At 37.5% G+C, this 17,976-nt stretch carries 16 protein-coding genes and 2 tRNA genes; all 18 read right to left on the reverse strand.

The window, feature by feature from the left end; translation table 11 throughout:
- Positions 1 to 346: 346 nt before the first annotated feature.
- The gene (gene lysS / locus B5P40_RS28160) at positions 347 to 1,846 is read right to left on the reverse strand and encodes a lysine--tRNA ligase (RefSeq protein WP_002009709.1); all 1,500 of its coding nucleotides are present in this window, start codon (positions 1,844 to 1,846) and stop codon (positions 347 to 349) included.
- A gap of 160 nt (positions 1,847 to 2,006) precedes the next feature.
- Positions 2,007 to 3,005, reverse strand: coding sequence for a tRNA dihydrouridine synthase DusB (gene dusB, locus B5P40_RS28165; RefSeq protein WP_002009708.1), 999 nt, complete (start codon positions 3,003 to 3,005; stop codon positions 2,007 to 2,009).
- 23 nt (positions 3,006 to 3,028) lie between these two features.
- Complete coding sequence (locus B5P40_RS28170) at positions 3,029 to 3,232, reverse strand: helix-turn-helix domain-containing protein (protein WP_002009706.1); 204 nt, start codon at positions 3,230 to 3,232, stop codon at positions 3,029 to 3,031.
- Complete coding sequence (folK, locus tag B5P40_RS28175) at positions 3,184 to 3,699, reverse strand: 2-amino-4-hydroxy-6-hydroxymethyldihydropteridine diphosphokinase (protein WP_002138868.1); 516 nt, start codon at positions 3,697 to 3,699, stop codon at positions 3,184 to 3,186. Before folK ends, B5P40_RS28170 begins: the two co-directional genes overlap by 49 nt.
- On the reverse strand, positions 3,696 to 4,058 hold the full coding sequence (folB, locus tag B5P40_RS28180; RefSeq protein ID WP_000358063.1) for a dihydroneopterin aldolase: 363 nt from the start codon (positions 4,056 to 4,058) through the stop codon (positions 3,696 to 3,698). Before folB ends, folK begins: the two co-directional genes overlap by 4 nt.
- Positions 4,059 to 4,919: a dihydropteroate synthase gene (gene folP / locus B5P40_RS28185; protein WP_002091558.1), complete on the reverse strand. Its 861-nt coding sequence runs from the start codon at positions 4,917 to 4,919 to the stop codon at positions 4,059 to 4,061. It lies immediately after the preceding gene.
- Positions 4,894 to 5,766, reverse strand: a complete 873-nt coding sequence (gene pabC / locus B5P40_RS28190) for an aminodeoxychorismate lyase (RefSeq protein ID WP_002091560.1) — start codon at positions 5,764 to 5,766, stop codon at positions 4,894 to 4,896. Before pabC ends, folP begins: the two co-directional genes overlap by 26 nt.
- Positions 5,760 to 6,347, reverse strand: a complete 588-nt coding sequence (gene pabA, locus B5P40_RS28195; protein ID WP_002029312.1) for an aminodeoxychorismate/anthranilate synthase component II — start codon at positions 6,345 to 6,347, stop codon at positions 5,760 to 5,762. The genes pabC and pabA overlap by 7 nt, the downstream gene beginning before the upstream one ends.
- 5 nt (positions 6,348 to 6,352) lie before the next feature.
- Complete coding sequence (trpE, locus tag B5P40_RS28200) at positions 6,353 to 7,750, reverse strand: anthranilate synthase component I (RefSeq protein ID WP_002009697.1); 1,398 nt, start codon at positions 7,748 to 7,750, stop codon at positions 6,353 to 6,355.
- A gap of 223 nt (positions 7,751 to 7,973) precedes the next feature.
- On the reverse strand, positions 7,974 to 8,897 hold the full coding sequence (gene cysK, locus B5P40_RS28205) for a cysteine synthase A (protein WP_002191387.1): 924 nt from the start codon (positions 8,895 to 8,897) through the stop codon (positions 7,974 to 7,976).
- 117 nt (positions 8,898 to 9,014) lie between these two features.
- Positions 9,015 to 9,890 (reverse strand): redox-regulated molecular chaperone HslO, encoded by an 876-nt coding sequence (gene hslO / locus B5P40_RS28210; RefSeq protein ID WP_002009693.1) that lies wholly within the window; start codon positions 9,888 to 9,890, stop codon positions 9,015 to 9,017.
- Positions 9,891 to 9,896: 6 nt separating this feature from the next.
- Positions 9,897 to 10,685: a type III pantothenate kinase gene (locus B5P40_RS28215; RefSeq protein ID WP_002009692.1), complete on the reverse strand. Its 789-nt coding sequence runs from the start codon at positions 10,683 to 10,685 to the stop codon at positions 9,897 to 9,899.
- A gap of 221 nt (positions 10,686 to 10,906) precedes the next feature.
- Positions 10,907 to 12,808 carry an ATP-dependent zinc metalloprotease FtsH gene (gene ftsH / locus B5P40_RS28220; protein ID WP_002091565.1) on the reverse strand — a complete coding sequence of 634 codons (1,902 nt, stop codon included), beginning with the start codon at positions 12,806 to 12,808 and terminating at the stop codon, positions 10,907 to 10,909.
- 85 nt (positions 12,809 to 12,893) lie between these two features.
- Complete coding sequence (hpt, locus tag B5P40_RS28225) at positions 12,894 to 13,436, reverse strand: hypoxanthine phosphoribosyltransferase (protein ID WP_002124550.1); 543 nt, start codon at positions 13,434 to 13,436, stop codon at positions 12,894 to 12,896.
- Positions 13,433 to 14,863 carry a tRNA lysidine(34) synthetase TilS gene (tilS, locus tag B5P40_RS28230; RefSeq protein ID WP_002191385.1) on the reverse strand — a complete coding sequence of 477 codons (1,431 nt, stop codon included), beginning with the start codon at positions 14,861 to 14,863 and terminating at the stop codon, positions 13,433 to 13,435. The genes hpt and tilS overlap by 4 nt, the downstream gene beginning before the upstream one ends.
- 203 nt (positions 14,864 to 15,066) lie before the next feature.
- A complete protein-coding gene (gene spoIIE, locus B5P40_RS28235; protein WP_113710291.1) occupies positions 15,067 to 17,538 on the reverse strand; it encodes a stage II sporulation protein E in 2,472 nt (823 codons plus the stop codon).
- A gap of 260 nt (positions 17,539 to 17,798) precedes the next feature.
- Positions 17,799 to 17,870: transfer RNA gene (locus B5P40_RS28240), tRNA-Glu, on the reverse strand.
- 13 nt (positions 17,871 to 17,883) lie between these two features.
- Positions 17,884 to 17,957: transfer RNA gene (locus B5P40_RS28245), tRNA-Met, on the reverse strand.
- Positions 17,958 to 17,976 lie beyond the last annotated feature (19 nt).

Consider the following 17,976-nt stretch of genomic DNA (forward strand, 5'->3'; position numbering starts at 1 on the left):
TTCAGTTTTCAAAGAACTACTTAGTCGCTCATTTGCGACTTCCTTATGTTAACATCTTCATTTTTCGATGTCAACTAAGTTTTTCAATTTCTTTTTTGTCGTTTTCTGCGTTTCCGCATCAGCGACGGTTATTAATATATCATGTAGAAAAATAAAATGCAATAGTTTTTCTAATAAAATTTTTAACTTAGTAAAAAAGCATAAAAACAGCAACTTTCTTCTATATAAGTATAGTTTTTTAATCTGGCATCCACTTAACGAGTAATAATCTCGCTTTCCTTTTAATAGAAGGTTTCCCTCCCCTCAAATAAAGAAATAAAAAAAGCTTTGGAGAAATCTCCAAAGCTTAGTCTTGTTTATGGCGCATAGCTGGGAATAATAGTACGTCACGAATAGATGGTGCGTTTGTTAATAACATAACAAGACGATCAATACCGATTCCTAACCCACCCGTAGGAGGCATACCGTACTCAAGAGCTTCGATATAATCATCATCCATCATGTGAGCTTCGTCATTACCTTGCTCGCGCTCTTTTAGTTGAGCTTCAAAACGTTCTTTTTGATCGATTGGATCATTTAACTCAGTGAATGCATTTGCATGTTCACGTGCAACGATAAATAACTCGAAACGATCTGTGAATCGTGGATCTTCGTCATTCTTTTTCGCAAGTGGCGAAATTTCTACCGGATGACCGTAAATAAATGTTGGTTGGATTAATTTATCTTCTACTTTTTGTTCGAAGAACTCATTAATAATATGACCAACTTCCATTGTATTCTTAATTTCCACATTATGTTCTTTTGCAAGTTCACGTGCTTCTTCTACACTCATTGGATTCCAGAAATCTGCTCCAGAGTGTTGCTTAATTGCATCTACCATATGAAGACGTGTCCATTCTGGCTCTAGATTAATTTCATAATCACCATATTGGATTGTTGTTGTACCCAATACTTTTTTCGCGATATGAGCAACCATATTTTCTGTTAGTTTCATAATATCATTATAATCAGCGTACGCTTCATATAATTCAATCATCGTAAACTCAGGGTTATGACGAGTTGATACACCCTCATTACGGAATACACGGCCGATCTCATAAACCTTTTCTAATCCACCCACAATAAGACGTTTTAAATGAAGTTCAATTGCGATACGCATATATAATTCCATATCTAACGCATTATGGTGTGTAGTGAAAGGACGAGCAGACGCTCCACCTGCAATCGCGTGCATCATAGGCGTTTCCACTTCAAGATAACCGTTGTCATCTAAATATCTTCTCATTTCACGAATGATTTTACTACGGGTAACGAACGTTTCACGGCTTTCCATACTTGTAATTAAGTCCAAGTAACGTTGACGATAGCGTTGTTCAACATCTTTTAATCCATGGTATTTATCCGGTAATGGACGAAGGGATTTCGTTAAAAGTGTAAATCCTATTGCTTTTACTGAAAGTTCTCCAACGTTTGTTTTGAACACTTTACCTTCAATACCTACTAAGTCACCTAAATCTGCTGTCGTAAATAACTCGTACTCTTCATCTCCAACAGTATCTTTACGAACATAAATTTGAACTTGCCCCTGTAAATCTTGAATATGCGCAAATCCCGCTTTTCCTTTACCGCGTTTTGTCATAATACGACCAGCGATCGAAACAGTGATTTCTTTCTCTTCTAATTCCTCTTTAGAGAATTCTCCATATAGACTTACTAAGTCAGTTGTTGAATTTGTGCGTTCAAATCGTTTACCGAACGGATCGATTCCTTGCTCACGTAAATTATGTAGCTTTTCACGACGAACAAGCAATTGGTCGTTTAATTCTTCGTGGTTCATGTTATCCATGATATTAATATCACTCCAGCTCTATTAATTTTTACAATATATACAGTATAGCATTTTCTACTCAACTAGAAAAACTGCCAGCAACTAACTGGCAGTTCTTCTTTCTTTCACGTAATTATAGGAAGTGTATAGAAGAATGTCAATCTCCTACGCCCCCTTATTAACCAACATAAATTGTTTGTTGTTTCGCTTCTACTTCTTCTACAAATGCACCTAATACATTCGCAAGGTCTTCACGTGTGTCGCAAGTATTGATACCATTACGCACACTCGCATTACCACGAACACCTTTTAAATACCAAGCTGCATGCTTTCTCATCTCTCTTACGGCAACATTTTCGTTCTTTAAATCGATAAGACGATCTAGATGCAACATACATACATCAATTTTCTCACGCACTGTTGGTTCCGGCATTAACTCACCTGTCTCTAAATACTTTACCGTACGATAAATCATCCACGGATCTCCAAGAGCAGCGCGACCAATCATAACACCATCTACACCAATTTCATCAAGCATACGCTTTGCATCTTGTGGTGTTTCGACATCACCATTTCCGATAACCGGAATATTTACAGCCTGCTTTACTTGTTTAATAATATTCCAATCCGCTTTACCTTCATACATTTGCACTCGTGTACGCCCATGAACCGCTATCGCTTGTCCACCAGCACGCTCAACAGCTCTAGCATTTTCTATTGCGAAAATATGTTCTTCATCCCAACCAATACGCATTTTAACTGTAACTGGCTTTTCAACAGCATCTACAACCGCCGCTACCATCTCATATATTTTATTTGGGTCTAAAAGCCACTTTGCTCCTGCATCACACTTAGTGATTTTTGGTACTGGGCACCCCATATTAATATCAATAATGTCTGCTGTCGTATATTTATCTACGTATTTCGCAGCATCCACAAGAGTTTCTTTCTCTCCACCAAAAATTTGTAAACTTAATGGCTTTTCTCTCTCATCGATATATAGCATATCTAATGTTCTTTTGTTATTAAGTAATATTGCCTTATCACTTACCATTTCAGCACAAACTAAACCTGCACCAAATTCTTTTACCGTCAAACGGAATGCAGAGTTACACACTCCCGCCATCGGTGCTAGTACAACTGGATTTTTCATCTCAATATTTGCAATCTTTAACACCCGACTTACTCCTTCCTTTACGGTCACTTTGGCATCAATTCGTCTATTGAAACGTTTAATGTTTTAGCGACTTCTACTACAAAATCTTGGGAAGGTGATCTATTGCCCCTCTCAACTTCACCTAAAACCGATACAGATACCCCTAATTCTTTCGCAAAACCTTCTTGCGTATAGCCTTTTAGCTTTCGAAAAGCACGAATGCGTCTTCCCCATTTTTCTGCTTCCATACCGTTACTCCCTCTCGCCTTTTCATTTCTTCTACTTGTGAACGTGAAATGTCTTGTTTTATATCTTGATTGATTTCTAACAACGGAACGATAACAAAAGCTCTTTCGAACATCCGCGGATGCGGAACAATAAGATTCTCTGCTTCAATATTTTCTTGATTATATAGTAAAATGTCAAGGTCGATGGTCCTCGGGCCCCATCTGATTTCCCTTTTTCTTCCTAGGTCATTCTCTACCCTTTGTGTTACTTTCAATAATTCTTGCGGTGATAAATTGGTAGAAATTTTTATAACTAAATTTAAAAAGCAATTTTGGTCAGTATAGCCAACCGGATCAGTTTCATATACAGACGAAACATCATCAACTTGGATATGCTGGTTTTTATTTAAAAACTGAATTGCTTCAGTTAAATAAGTATAACGCTCCCCAATATTGGAACCTAATGCAATGTACGCTATATTATTCATGGACGCTCTCTCGTAATTTCTACCGCTACAGCACGATAATGTCCTGGTATCGGCGGATCCGGTTTAATTACCTTAATTGTACACCGTGAAATACTCTCATATTGTTTCAATATATCTGTAGCGATATTTTCAGCGATACTCTCTACAAGCTTATACGTTCTATCTTCAACCACTTTTCTACATAGTTCGAAAAGCTCCCCGTAATTGACAGAATGCTCTAAGTCGTCACTTTCTCCTGCGCGTTTTAAATCCAACTCCACCGTTAAATCTACTTTAAATCTCTGACCTAATTTATTCTCTTCTGGGAATACACCATGATAACCGTAAAACTCCATATCATGGATATAAATTTTATCCAATTACTTTACCCCCTTACCAATCATCGCGTCCATCATCTTAGCCATACGCGCCATTTCTTTCACATCATGAACACGGATAAACTCACAGCCCTTTTCAATACCAAGACAAACGGTAGCTCCTGTTCCTTCAAGACGTTCCTCCACTGGCAAATCTAACACATGGCCAATAAAGGACTTTCTTGAAGTACCTAAGAGAACTGGGTAACCCAGTACATTTAACTGTTCTAAATTGCGCATCGCTTCTAAATTTTGCTCAGGTGTTTTCGCAAAACCGATACCTGGGTCTAAAATAATATTCTCATCTCGCACACCAGCATCTTTAGCAATTTTAATACTTTCATACAAATCAGCAATCATATCGGCCATTAAATTGCGGTAATTCATATTATCTCGGTTATGCATTAAGATAATGGGCACATCATAATAGGCTGCAACTTCAGCAATCCTCGGTTCCGCCTTCGCTCCCCAAATATCATTAATAATATGAGCACCAGCTTCAATCGCTTGTTTCGCAACCTCAGCTTTATACGTATCAATAGAAATAGGTAGCTTTACTTCTTTTGACACTGCCTGAATCATTGGAACAACTCGCTTTATTTCCTCTTCTACTGAAACTTTAGCGAAACCCGGACGGGTAGATTCGCCGCCAATATCAATAATATGGGCACCTTCACTTTTCATTTCTTTCGCATGTCGCACCGCAGCATCTACTTCGTTGTAACTCCCGCCATCAGAAAATGAATCTGGCGTTACATTTAAAATCCCCATAATTAATGTCTTTTCATTTAAGTTCAATGTATATTCGCCGCAGCGCAAATCATAATCCCACTTCAAACTACACATCTCCTCTTCGCAATTCATTTCTGCTCCACAATTTCTCTCTCTGCACTCCATAAAGATCCATAAGTCTTTTTGTAACCACTCCCACTTTACCCGGGAAATCTTTCTCCTCTATACGATAAAGGGGGACAATCTCTTGAATAGAGTTCGTTACGAACACTTCATCCGCTGAAAGCAATTCATCTTTTGTAAAGAAACCTTCCTTTACTTCTATATCTAGCTCTTCAGCAGCCTTTATAATAAACGCACGAGTGATTCCGTTTAAAATCCCTGTTTCTAATGAAGGAGTATATAAAATATCTCCTTTAACAAAAAAGAGATTCGAAACAATACCCTCTGCAACATAACCTGTTTCGGTAAGAAAAATACCTTCCTTATTCACAACATTTCCAATTTCGCGTTTCCCTAAAATATTATTTAAATAATGATGGGACTTCAAGCGAAATGCACCCTCTGGTGTATTTCTCACTTGCTTTAAAATAACTCCTTCTTTTTCCACTACATTCCCTGGAGCTGCTAAAGGTTTTATAAAAACAATAACAGACGGTTCTTCATATACTTCCGTTTGTAATCCTATTTCATCTATACCCGCCGATACATTTAAGCGCACATATGCATGCTTTAACCCATTCTTAACAAGTAGATTCTTTAAAATAAGCATCACTTCATCTTTTGTCATTGTCCATTTGATTTGCAATATATCGAGCGCATCCATTAAGCGTTCATAATGATCATCCAATAAAAAGAGATGACCATTATAAATACGAAATGTCTCAAAAACCCCAAGTCCATATAGGTAACCGTGGTCATAAGGAGAAATTTTCGCTTCACTCGCTTCTACATACGCGCCATTTACGTAAATTAACACGATGTCACACTTGGGCTATATTTGCGAATGAAATTCTGTAGCAATTCTTTCCCGTGAGAAGTCATAATAGATTCCGGATGGAATTGTACCCCTTCAATCGGCAACGTTTTATGACGAAGCGCCATAATTTCACCTTCTTCAGTCCAAGATGTTATCTCTAAACAATTCGGTAACGTCTCTTTTTTAACGATAAGAGAGTGATAACGTGTCGCGGTAAATGGATTTGGGATATCAGAAAAAATCGTCTGCCCATCATGATGCATTAAAGATGTTTTTCCATGCATCAAACGCTCTGCCCTGACAACATCCCCTCCAAATACTTGTGCAATTGATTGATGTCCAAGACAGACCCCAAAAATCGGAAGCTTACCTGCAAAATATTTAATAACATCCATACTGATTCCCGCCTCATTAGGACTACATGGACCTGGCGAAATCATTAAAAAATCCGGTTTCATATTCTCAATATCCGAAATAGTAACTTCATCATTACGCCTAACAACAAGCTCTTGTCCAAGTTCTCCAAGAAACTGCACTAAATTAAATGTAAAAGAATCATAATTATCAATCATTAATATCATTTCTCTCACCTAACCGTTTCTTCGCTACTTTCTTTTGCACGCCATAAAGCGATTGCTTTTTTTAACGACTCTTTATATTCATTTTTTGGATTTGAATCAATTACAATACCCGCTCCAGCTTGCACATGCGCTTGTCCATCTTTAGCAAGTAGTGTTCGGATTACAATATTCAATTCCGTATCTCCAGAATAACCAATCCAACCAATTGACCCTGTATAAATTCCTCGGCGAACAGGTTCTAATTCTTCAATAATTTCCATCGTACGTATTTTCGGGGCACCGGTAATTGTCCCACCAGGAAATACAGCCTTCACCAAATCGAAAGCATCTTTATCTGCTTCCACCTCACCACGCACATTAGAAACAATATGCATAACGTGTGAGTATTTTTCAATCACCATAAATTCATCTACTTCAACAGTGCCATATTTACAAACCCGGCCCAAGTCATTTCGTTCTAAATCCACAAGCATTACATGCTCTGCTCTTTCCTTTTCATTTTCAATTAATTCTTTCGCTAATTCTTCATCCTCTTGCTCACTTGCTCCTCGAGAGCGCGTACCAGCAATCGGTCTTGTACTCACTTCTTTTCCTTGCTTTTTAATTAGCAATTCAGGCGAAGCACTAACAATTTGAAAATCTCCAAACTCCAAGTAACCCATATATGGAGATGGATTAATTTCACGAAGACTTGTATATATTTCTAGTGGATGTGTTTGTAATGTTCTTTCTTGTCTTGTCGACAAGTTTACTTGAAACACATCACCCGCTCCAATATATTCTTGAATACGTTCAACGGCCTTCATAAAGCCCTCTTCCGTAAAAGCGACTGCTTCATTTTTCTTTTCAGGAGATTCAAACGGCATAGTCACTTCGGGGGCTCCTTTCATCCAAAGACCCTTCCATTCATTTAATCGTTCTTCTGCCTCTTCACACTCATCTACATAATGCGTAATAATCCATAATACTCTCTCCTGTTGATCATACACAAACACGTCATCAAATAACAAAAAGAATATGTCAGGTATATTAATATCATCCTTCGCAAGAGAAGAAAGTTTTTCAATATAACGGATACAATCATAACTAAAGTATCCAATTGCCCCACCCTGAAAAGGTGGGTACTCCGGATTATAATCCGTTTTCCATTTCTCCATATACGCTTGCATTAAATCTAACGGATTCCCTCGCTTTATTGTTTCCTTACCACTTTCACTTATATGTAACGTCTCATTCTTACCCTGAATTACCGCTACTGGATCCAGCCCAACAATATTATAACGACCACCACGTCCACTTTCTAACAAAATATGTTGCGGCTTATCCTGAGAAAGAAATTTATATTGCTTAAAGAAATCTAACTGATATGGAATAGAAAGCGCTAAAGATTTTCTTCGTTGCATATCAACACCCCGTCTTCTGTTATCCCACCCTCTTAAGCCAATCAAATCAAACTACATAAAATTATTTATATAGAGAATGATTATACTTGAGGGCTAGTGAAAATAAATTAATTATACTACTTCTTATTTTACATGAAGTTTTCTAGTCATTCACTCTTTTCCTTTTTCCAATCAAAAAAGAAAAAGCATCCTTTTTTAAGGATGCTTTTCAAATCACATTCACTTATGACTCAAATTGATAAAGTGGTGTACTTAAATAACGTTCACCGTTACTTGGGATAATAACAAGTACCTTTTTCCCTTTACCTAATTTCTTCGCAACTTCTGTCGCTGCATAAACGACTGCTCCCGAAGAGATACCAACTAAAATACCTTCTTCTTTAGCCACTCTTCTCGCATATTCGAACGCTCGCTCCGTTTTCACTTGAATAATTTCATCATATACCTCTACATCCAATGTCTCCGGAACAAACCCCGCTCCAATTCCTTGAATCTTATGTGGTCCTGGCTTTCCACCAGATAATACTGGTGAATCCGCAGGTTCTACCGCGTAAATTTTGATATCTTTATAAGCCTCTTTCAGCACTTCACCGGCACCTGTAATTGTTCCACCTGTACCAATACCTGCGATAAACGCATCTAATTGATCCCCCATCTGTTCAACAATTTCTGGACCTGTTGTTATACGATGGATTTCTGGATTCGCTTGATTTTGGAACTGTTGTGGTATAAAGTACCCATGTTCTTCTGCTAATTCAGTTGCCTTTCGAATTGCTCCGCCCATTCCTTCAGGTCCTGGAGTCAATACTAATTCAGCACCGTAAGCGCGTAATAAATTACGACGCTCAATACTCATTGTTTCTGGCATTACTAAAATTGCCTTATATCCTTTAGCAGCTGCTACCATCGCTAAGCCAATACCTGTGTTACCACTTGTCGGCTCAATGATTGTATCGCCCTCTTTTAATAATCCTTTATTTTCAGCATCTTCAATCATAGCTAACGCGATACGATCTTTAACACTGCTCCCCGGATTCATAAATTCTAATTTTAAGTATACATCTGCGCTGTCTGATTCTACGATGCGGTTCAACTTAACGATCGGCGTTTTCCCGATTAATTCTGAAACTGATTGTGCCACTCGCATTCCTGTCACTCCTAACACCGAGTATTTTTATTGGTTTTATCTATATTTAGATTTTGTCAGAAAATTCCCTGTTTGTCAATCTATTTGGGCGGCTGATTCTCCACCTAAACTTCTTTATTACAGCTTCTCAATTAGACTTGTAATATCTTCTTTAGCGAATTTATGTCGTTCATTACAGAAGTGACAGTGAACTTCCGTCTCTTCTTCTTCTGCACGAATTTGTTCTAACTCCGCTTTACCTAAACTAATTAGTACACTTTCAATACGCTCACGTGAACATGTACAATTAAATTGAACATCCATTGTTTCTAGCACTTTCACTTTATCTTCTCCAAGCACTTCATACAGTAATTCTTCTGGAGAAAGACCTTGTTCGATTAATTGTGATACTGGCGGGATTTGTTGAAGACGCTCTTCAATAAATGAAATTGTTTCTTCCTGCGCACCTGGCATAATTTGAAGAATGAATCCACCCGCCGCTAATACGCTATCATCTCCATTTACAAGAACACCAACACCTACAGAAGAAGGTGTCTGCTCAGAAACCGCGAAATAATATGTGAAATCTTCCCCTAGTTCTCCTGAAACAATGGGAGATTGACCAATAAACGGTTCACGCATACCGATATCTTTAATTACCGTTACAAATCCTTCTGTACCTACCGCTTGATATACACGTAATTTTCCTTGTTCCGTTCCTTCAAAATCAACATGCGGATTCGTTACATAACCACGTACATCCCCATTTGCATGAGCATCGACTAAAATAGGACCAATCGGGCCGTTACCCTCTACTTTAATCGTTAACTTCTGCTCGCCTTTTAACATAGCACCCATCATTGTACCCGCAGTTAAGGAACGACCAAGCGCCGCTGAAGCTGTTCTCCATGTATCATGACGCTTTTGCGCCTCACTTACTGTATTTGTTGTACGTACACTATAAGCACGAACCTCTCCATTAAACGCTAACGCTTTTACTAAATAATCTTTCATACTTATTTATTCACCCTTCTCATGTTGTAAATTTGCATTACGCTCATATAACATATACAAACCTTTTAACGTTAAAAACGGATCTACAATATCAATTACATTTGATTCTTCTGAAATTAATTTTGCTAATCCACCTGTTGCAATAACTTTCGGTTCTTGCTTAGCTTCTTCCTTCATACGCTTAACAATACCTTCCACTTGTCCAACGTATCCATAAAGAATACCTGATTGCATTGCACTTACTGTATTCTTCCCGATAACACTACCCGGTTTTGTAATTTCAATACGAGGAAGCTTTGCTGCCCTGCTATATAAAGCCTCTGCCGAAATCATAATTCCTGGCGTAATGACGCCACCCATATAATGCTTCTCTTCGTTAATATAACAATATGTAGTAGCCGTACCAAAATCAACAATAATAAGCGGACTTCCATATAAGTGGATTCCTGCTACTGCATTTACAATTCGGTCCGCGCCTACTTCACGTGGATTTTCATATTTAATATTCAAGCCAGTTTTTATCCCAGGCCCCACTACAAGCGGTTTAATTTTAAAATACTTTTCACACATACGCTCTAAAGCGAACATAATTGGCGGTACGACTGAAGACACAATAATACCTTTCACATCTTCAAAAGAAAGACCTTCATGCTCAAGTAACTGCTTTACAAGCATCCCATACTCATCTTCTGTTTTATGACGATCTGTTTCCATGCGCCAATGCTGACGAAGTTCTCCCTCTTCAAACACACCTAGTACCGCATTTGTGTTCCCTACATCCAATACAAAAATCATATTCTCACCACTTATCTTATTTAATCTATATTTGCGCAGTATGTATAAAACTTATAAAAACATCATATCACACATACTTATATAATCATTTTTTCTATACTCATCATTGTACAAAAAGATTACTCTCTATTTCAATTTTTAATAATAGTTTCATTCAATTTTTTTTGCCACTTAAATTCATTCCACAAAAAAAAGGAGTGACTATTGTCACTCCTTTTTTCTTACTTATCTTCTGTATCTTCATCGTCTTTCTTCATATTGATGTTTACTTTCACATCATCTGAAGATGTTGGACGCTCAGGTAATCTGCCATAATCATATAAATGATTAATTTGCTCTGCATCTAATGTTTCTACTTCAAGTAACGTTTTCGCGATAATATCAAGCTTATCTCGTTTTTCAGTAAGAATTTGTTTCGCGCGAGCATAACAGTCTTTAATAATTATTTGCATTTCCACATCAATTTCATGCGCGATTGCATCACTGTAGTTTTGTTCTGAATGGAAGTCTCTTCCTAAGAATACCTGACCACCTTGTGAGCTACCAAATTGCATCGGTCCAAGCTTATCACTCATCCCGAATTCTGTAACCATACGTCTTGCAATACCAGTCGCACGTTGGAAGTCGTTGTGAGCACCTGTACTTGCTTCACCAAATACAATCTCCTCAGCTACTCGGCCACCAAGTAAACCAGTGATTTTATCAAGTAACTCTGGTTTTGTCATGAAGTAACGATCTTCCTTCGGAAGCATTACCGCATATCCACCAGCTTGACCACGAGGGACAATTGTTACTTTATGAACGATATCTGCTTCATCAAGGACAACACCAATTACAGTATGGCCAGCCTCATGGAATGCAACGATATTACGTTCTTTTTCAGAGATAACGCGACTTTTCTTAGCTGGACCTGCAATAACACGATCCGTCGCTTCATCGATGTCACTCATATCAATTTTCTTCTTATCTTGACGCGCAGCTACTAAAGCAGCTTCGTTTAATAAGTTTTCAAGATCGGCACCAGAGAATCCTGGTGTACGAGTTGCAATTGCTCTTAAGTTGACATTCTCATCAAGCGGTTTATTACGAGCGTGTACCTTAAGTACAGCTTCACGACCATTTACATCTGGACGATCTACTGTAATTTGACGGTCAAAACGACCTGGACGTAATAACGCTGGATCAAGAATATCAGGACGGTTTGTCGCAGCGATGATAATAATACCTTCATTTGCACCGAATCCATCCATTTCAACAAGCAATTGGTTCAACGTTTGTTCACGCTCATCATGACCACCGCCAAGACCCGCGCCACGTTGACGTCCTACTGCATCAATTTCATCAATGAAAATGATACAAGGAGCATTTTTCTTTGCATTTTCAAATAAATCACGTACACGGGATGCACCGACACCGACGAACATCTCTACGAAGTCAGAACCACTAATAGAGAAGAACGGAACGCCTGCTTCACCTGCAACAGCACGTGCTAGTAAAGTTTTACCTGTACCTGGAGGTCCCACTAATAGAACACCCTTCGGAATACGGGCACCAACTTCAGCGAACTTACGAGGGTCTTTCAAGAATTCAACTACCTCAACAAGTTCTTGTTTCTCTTCATCCGCTCCAGCAACATCTCTGAAACGAATTTTTTTCTTTTCATCATTGTATAGCTTCGCCTTACTTTTCCCGAAGTTCATAACACGGCTACCGCCGCCCTGAGCTTGGTTTAATAAGAAGAAGAATAAAATGAAGATAATGACAAATGGAATGATAGAAGTAAAGAACGTTACCCAAGCACTTGTTTCTTCTGCTGGTTGATACTTAACTTCAGCCCCTTGCGCTTTATCATTAATTTTCTTTTGTAATTCCTCAGTATTTGGTGCATAAGTAACAAATTGTTCTCCTTGGCTAGAAGTCTTGAATTGTCCCTTTACCTCAAACACACCATTTTTCGGTTGAAGCTGCACATTACGCACTTCACCTTTTTCAAGTTGAGTAATGAATTTATCGTAGCTAACTGATGTCGTTTTTTGCGTCGAACCATTAAAATAGCTCACGATTCCAATTACTACTAAGAATATCAGTAAATAAAAGATGGTATTACGGAAGATACGATTCATTCCTAACCTCCTCTCACGGCATAAACACTATAGTAAATCGTAACATAAAAAAAATTTCCTATACAATTGTAACGCCTATATTTAATTAATTTGAGTAAACACTTGGTTTTAATACTCCTACATAAGGAAGATTACGGTACTGCTCTTTATAATCTAATCCATATCCTACAACAAATTCATGAGGAACAGTAAATCCAACATAATCTGCTTTCAGATCAACCTTACGGCCTGTTGGCTTATCTAATAAAGTAACAATTTTTACAGATTTCGCTTTACGATATTTAAACAGATCCACTAAATAGCTTAGTGTAAGACCGCTATCAATAATATCTTCAACGATTAAAATATCGCGACCTTCTACCGAAGTATCAAGATCTTTTAAGATTTTTACTTCGCCTGTCGAAACTGTAGAGTGACCGTAGCTAGATACAGCCATAAAATCCATTTCAAGATATGTATCTGTTCTCTTTAATAAATCTGCCATAAATGGCATTGCACCCTTTAGTACACCAATCGCAAGAGGTACTGTATTTTTGTAATCCTCTGCAATAACTGCACCTAGTTCGTGCACCTTTTCTTGTATTTGTTCTTCAGAAATTAATACTTTTTCGATATCTTGATTCATCATTTCATTATCCTCCCGGAAGACTCCTTGCTTTTGTAGTGAATAATCATGTATTTACCCTTCTTTGCTAGCTCTTTCGAAGTAGCAAACGCAGATCGTTTCAACAAGGGTACCCAAATAATATTTCCACTTGCGTCACAAACGATCGGCCATTCTTCTCTTTTTTCTTTTGGTACTTTTGCTTCGATAAAAACAGCTTTTATCTTTTTTGTACCATCCATACCTTGCATTGACATGCGATCTCCATTTTCCCTAGACCGAATACGAAGTGGATACGATATATCATTATACTTAGCAACAAATACTGTTTCATTCATGTTACTCGGTATATCTTCGCTCACCTCTGTTACAAGTTTATCCCCATTCGGCAATATAATTGTCCCAGGTACTGATAAATCTTGCGAAAAAGGAGAAACAATTTCTTGTTTAAATCCAAAACCACATTCTTCGTATGTGCGAACAATTTTCAAACCACCTGGAAAATCTAGTGAACCTGAAGGTTGTGCCCGCTTAAAAAATTCAATCACCTTGTCAATATGTATAGAAGAAAGCGAAGATGGAATCTTATATTCATAAAGATAGTTTAATATTAGTTGAATCCCTCTTCTTTGTAAAGGCATAGACATGGATTCAAAGGCAGGAATTGATAAGCTAATTTGTTTATCGCTTTTTTTTGTAATTACTTTATTCATTTTCTCAAAAGCTAATTCCTGCAAATAAGCCTCATCCTCTTGCATCTGCACGCTAAATTTTTGGAATTTCTCATGCATTTGTGGATTTTCTTCTTTCAAATAAGGAAGGACATATTTACGTAATCGATTCCTTGTATATACTTCTTTTTTATTACTCGGATCTATACGCGGAATAACTTTTAATTTATTACAGTAATCAACAATTTCTTCCTTAGTTACCCCAAGTAACGGCCTAATTAAATATCCATTATGAAAAGATCGCTTCACTGCAATTCCTGCGTATCCTTTCGGAGTACTCCCTCGTACAAGGCGCATTAAAATTGTCTCTACTTGATCATCTCCATGGTGACCAAGAGCTACATATCTCGCATCATATTTCTTCATTATTCTTTCCAAAAATGCATATCTGCATTCTCTAGCTGCAACTTGTGCATTCATTCCATATTGCTGTTGATATTGCGACACATTAATCCTTAGCGTTTCACAAATAACTCCTAGCTCTTTGCAAAGACCCTGTACAAACTGTAAATCCTCATAAGATTCATTACCTCTAAACATATGGTCCACATGTGCTACTACAATTTCTAGCTGTTTTTCTGCCCTTTTTTCTAACAAATAATATAAAAGAGCCAAAGAGTCAGGACCACCAGAAACCCCTACAACAATTGTTGAATGTTTCTTTAATACATCATGCTTCTTTACAAAGTCATCTACTTTTTCAACAAATGCATCTTTCAACTTCGCAATCACCTTTCATTAAACAAGAACAACAACATTAGTTACCTTGTATATAATGGTACAACTTTTACAAACATTGTGCAAAAAAAAGATGTACAAAATCCATATTTTTATCTTACATCCCTCCTGTATATTTAATAAAGTAATCACATTACCTTTTTAATCAAAAAAACCTAGGCATCTACCTAGGTTTTTTGATTATTTTATTGCGCCTGCATTCCTACTATTGGAATCGTAGCCCACTTCGGCATATTTTTCTTTACTTTCGCCACCACAATAGTCATATCATCATTTATATAACCATCACCAGAGCGAATTACTTCTTCCATAATAATATCAGCGATTTCCTGTGGGTCCTCTGTTTGTAGTTCTTTAATTTTACGTTTTATCCATAATTCGTGATTCTCCACATGTTGCGCTCCCTCAAAGATGCCGTCACTCATCATGATAAGAAGATCACCCGTTTTTAATTGCTCACCAACCACATCAACTTCAACATCTTCAATGATTCCCATCGGCAAATTACTTGCCTCAATTTTCAAAATATTATTTCCGCGTTTAACAAAACTCGGCGTCGATCCAATCTTTAAAAACTTCGCACTCGCATCCCGCAAATCTACCATAGCCAAGTCAAGCGTTGTATACATCTCCTCTGTCGTCCTTAAAGAAAGAATCGAATTGATGGACTTAATCGCTATTTCTTCATCAATACCTGATTGAAGTATCTTTTGTAATAATTTTACCGTTTCCCTACTCTCCATATGAGCCCTTTGTCCATTTCCCATACCATCACTAATCGCAAGTGCATATTTACCAACGCTCAAATCCATCATCGCGTAGGAATCACCTGAAATAAACCCACCACCTTTTGCAGCTGTGGCCAATCCTGTATCAAGAGAATACGTCTTCGCTGAACCAAATGATATTAAACTGTGCCCATTTGGATATGAGGATTTCTCTTCATGCTTAACGACGATATTCTCTTTTAAAATATCTGAAAGCATTGGAGCAACCAACTTCTCACATTCCCCATGTTCATTAGATGCAGCCGGAATCAACATTTCAATATCAATACTTCCTCTATCTAAACAATAAATATCAACATGCTCCACTTCGACACCAAAATCACGAAACGCTTGTAAAATTTGCTCCTCCTGCGCTTGATGGTTCTCTCTTTCTCGTTGTATCTCCTTAGCGAAATCCTCCATCACTTTTGATACACCTAGTAATTGCTCCGCTACAATTCTACGATTTTCCTTCATTTGTTTTCTTAATTTCTGCCCCTCATAGAAGTGATCTAATTCACCCGCTACTAAATCCGTTACTTTCTTCCCTCTCACACAATGCTTGTCCCATTCACGAACTAACTTCCGATTATGCTGCAGCGTTCCTTCTTCTGTTTCACTCATTATTTGTTTCATATAATCGTATGTTTTATCAAAATTAACTACCCAACATTGATCCTTCTTAAAGCATGTTTGACATGTTTTTGCAGTAATTGTACTTAAAAATAAATCAGCTTCTGTTTCTTTATCTTCCTCCTCCACATACCCGTATACAGAAAAGCTATTAGACAAAGCAGCAAATACATTAGCAAATTGATTGATTTTGTTTGCTGTAACATCGCGCACTCTTCTTAAATATTGTTGTTGATCCTGTGAATGTTCCTGTGTACCCGGCATAAATTTAGCAATACGATCCATAATAAGCTTCGGTGTTAATAAGAAGAAAACAATCGCTACACCAGATTCAATTAAAGTTGTTACAATACTTGTTTGCTTGTCTACATATAATGTAATTAAGCTTGTACCAATTAATAAACCTAAACTAACTCCTATACGCTTCCCTTCTTTTAACAATCCCCCAAGCAATCCTGAAAAGGCAAGGAGACTAAGTTGAGACAAGCTCGCCACATTTGCTAAACTTAATATTAACCCAGTGACAACCCCTACCGTGGACCCTGTAGCTGCCCCTGCAATAAAGGCAAATACTAATACTAAATATCTAGTGAAAATATGTTGAATAGAAGCATCATAAACAAACCAATCCGTTGTGCCCGTTAAAACAGATGCTAGTAATATAATTAAACAAACAATTTCTTCTGTTTCTAACGCTTGTTGCTTCCCTTTCCTTTCCACTAAAAGCGGAACACTTTGTAAAAATATCATCGTTAATACGAAGCTAAGCCCCGCTTCGATCGTACTGACGAGCAGATCATACATGGTGACGGTTTGCTGTGCAAAATATACAACAACTAAATGTGCGGTTAATGCGGAGATAAATACTTGGAATGGTACAAGTCCAACAGTTTTACGTGTAAACCGACTAAAGAAGATATTATAAATAAAGAAGGTAAAGATAGATGCAAAAGTAAAAAATAAATTATCTATTGAAACTGAAAGTGCTCCCCCCATTAGGGCTAAGAACGCGAGCGGCATTTTATCTCGCTTCATAACATAAACAGCAGCAAAAAACGGCAATGCAAACGGTAAAATGTTTGTTAATATATATGCTCGTCCCAAAAGAAAACCAATAACAGCAATAATGAATCCCCATCTAAAGAAAACTTTTTCAAACTTCATTCGCAACTTACTCGTCCACTTTATTGTTCCAAGCTGACTTTCATTCATCGCCAATGCACTTGTATTCATAGTATTCCTTCCTGCTTTAGGCATATTTTTAACACCACCTGCATAGTTTAATTACTGTTATTATAAAAGATGATTATTGGTTTTTTTGTCAAAACAACAGTTTTGACTTTTATAATCGTTCGACTTTTTATTCGAAATAAATCTACATATATACATAGTATTTAATTTATTTAAAGAGAGTTGAAAGAATCTTCAGAAAATATAGGTGATTTTGTAGAAGTATTGTACGTCTTAATTTATATTTAACAAAAAAAGACCATGCAAATTTGCATGATCTTTTTAGATGACCCGTACGGGATTCGAACCCGTGTTACCGCCGTGAAAGGGCGGTGTCTTAACCACTTGACCAACGGGCCGTTAAATTAAATATAGCGGCGGAGGGGATCGAACCCCCGACCTCACGGGTATGAACCGTACGCTCTAGCCAGCTGAGCTACACCGCCATGTCGTCGTATTTAACGG

Source organism: Bacillus sp. SRB_8 (genome assembly GCF_003264205.1).
Taxonomy (GTDB): Bacteria; Bacillota; Bacilli; order Bacillales; family Bacillaceae_G; genus Bacillus_A; species Bacillus_A mycoides.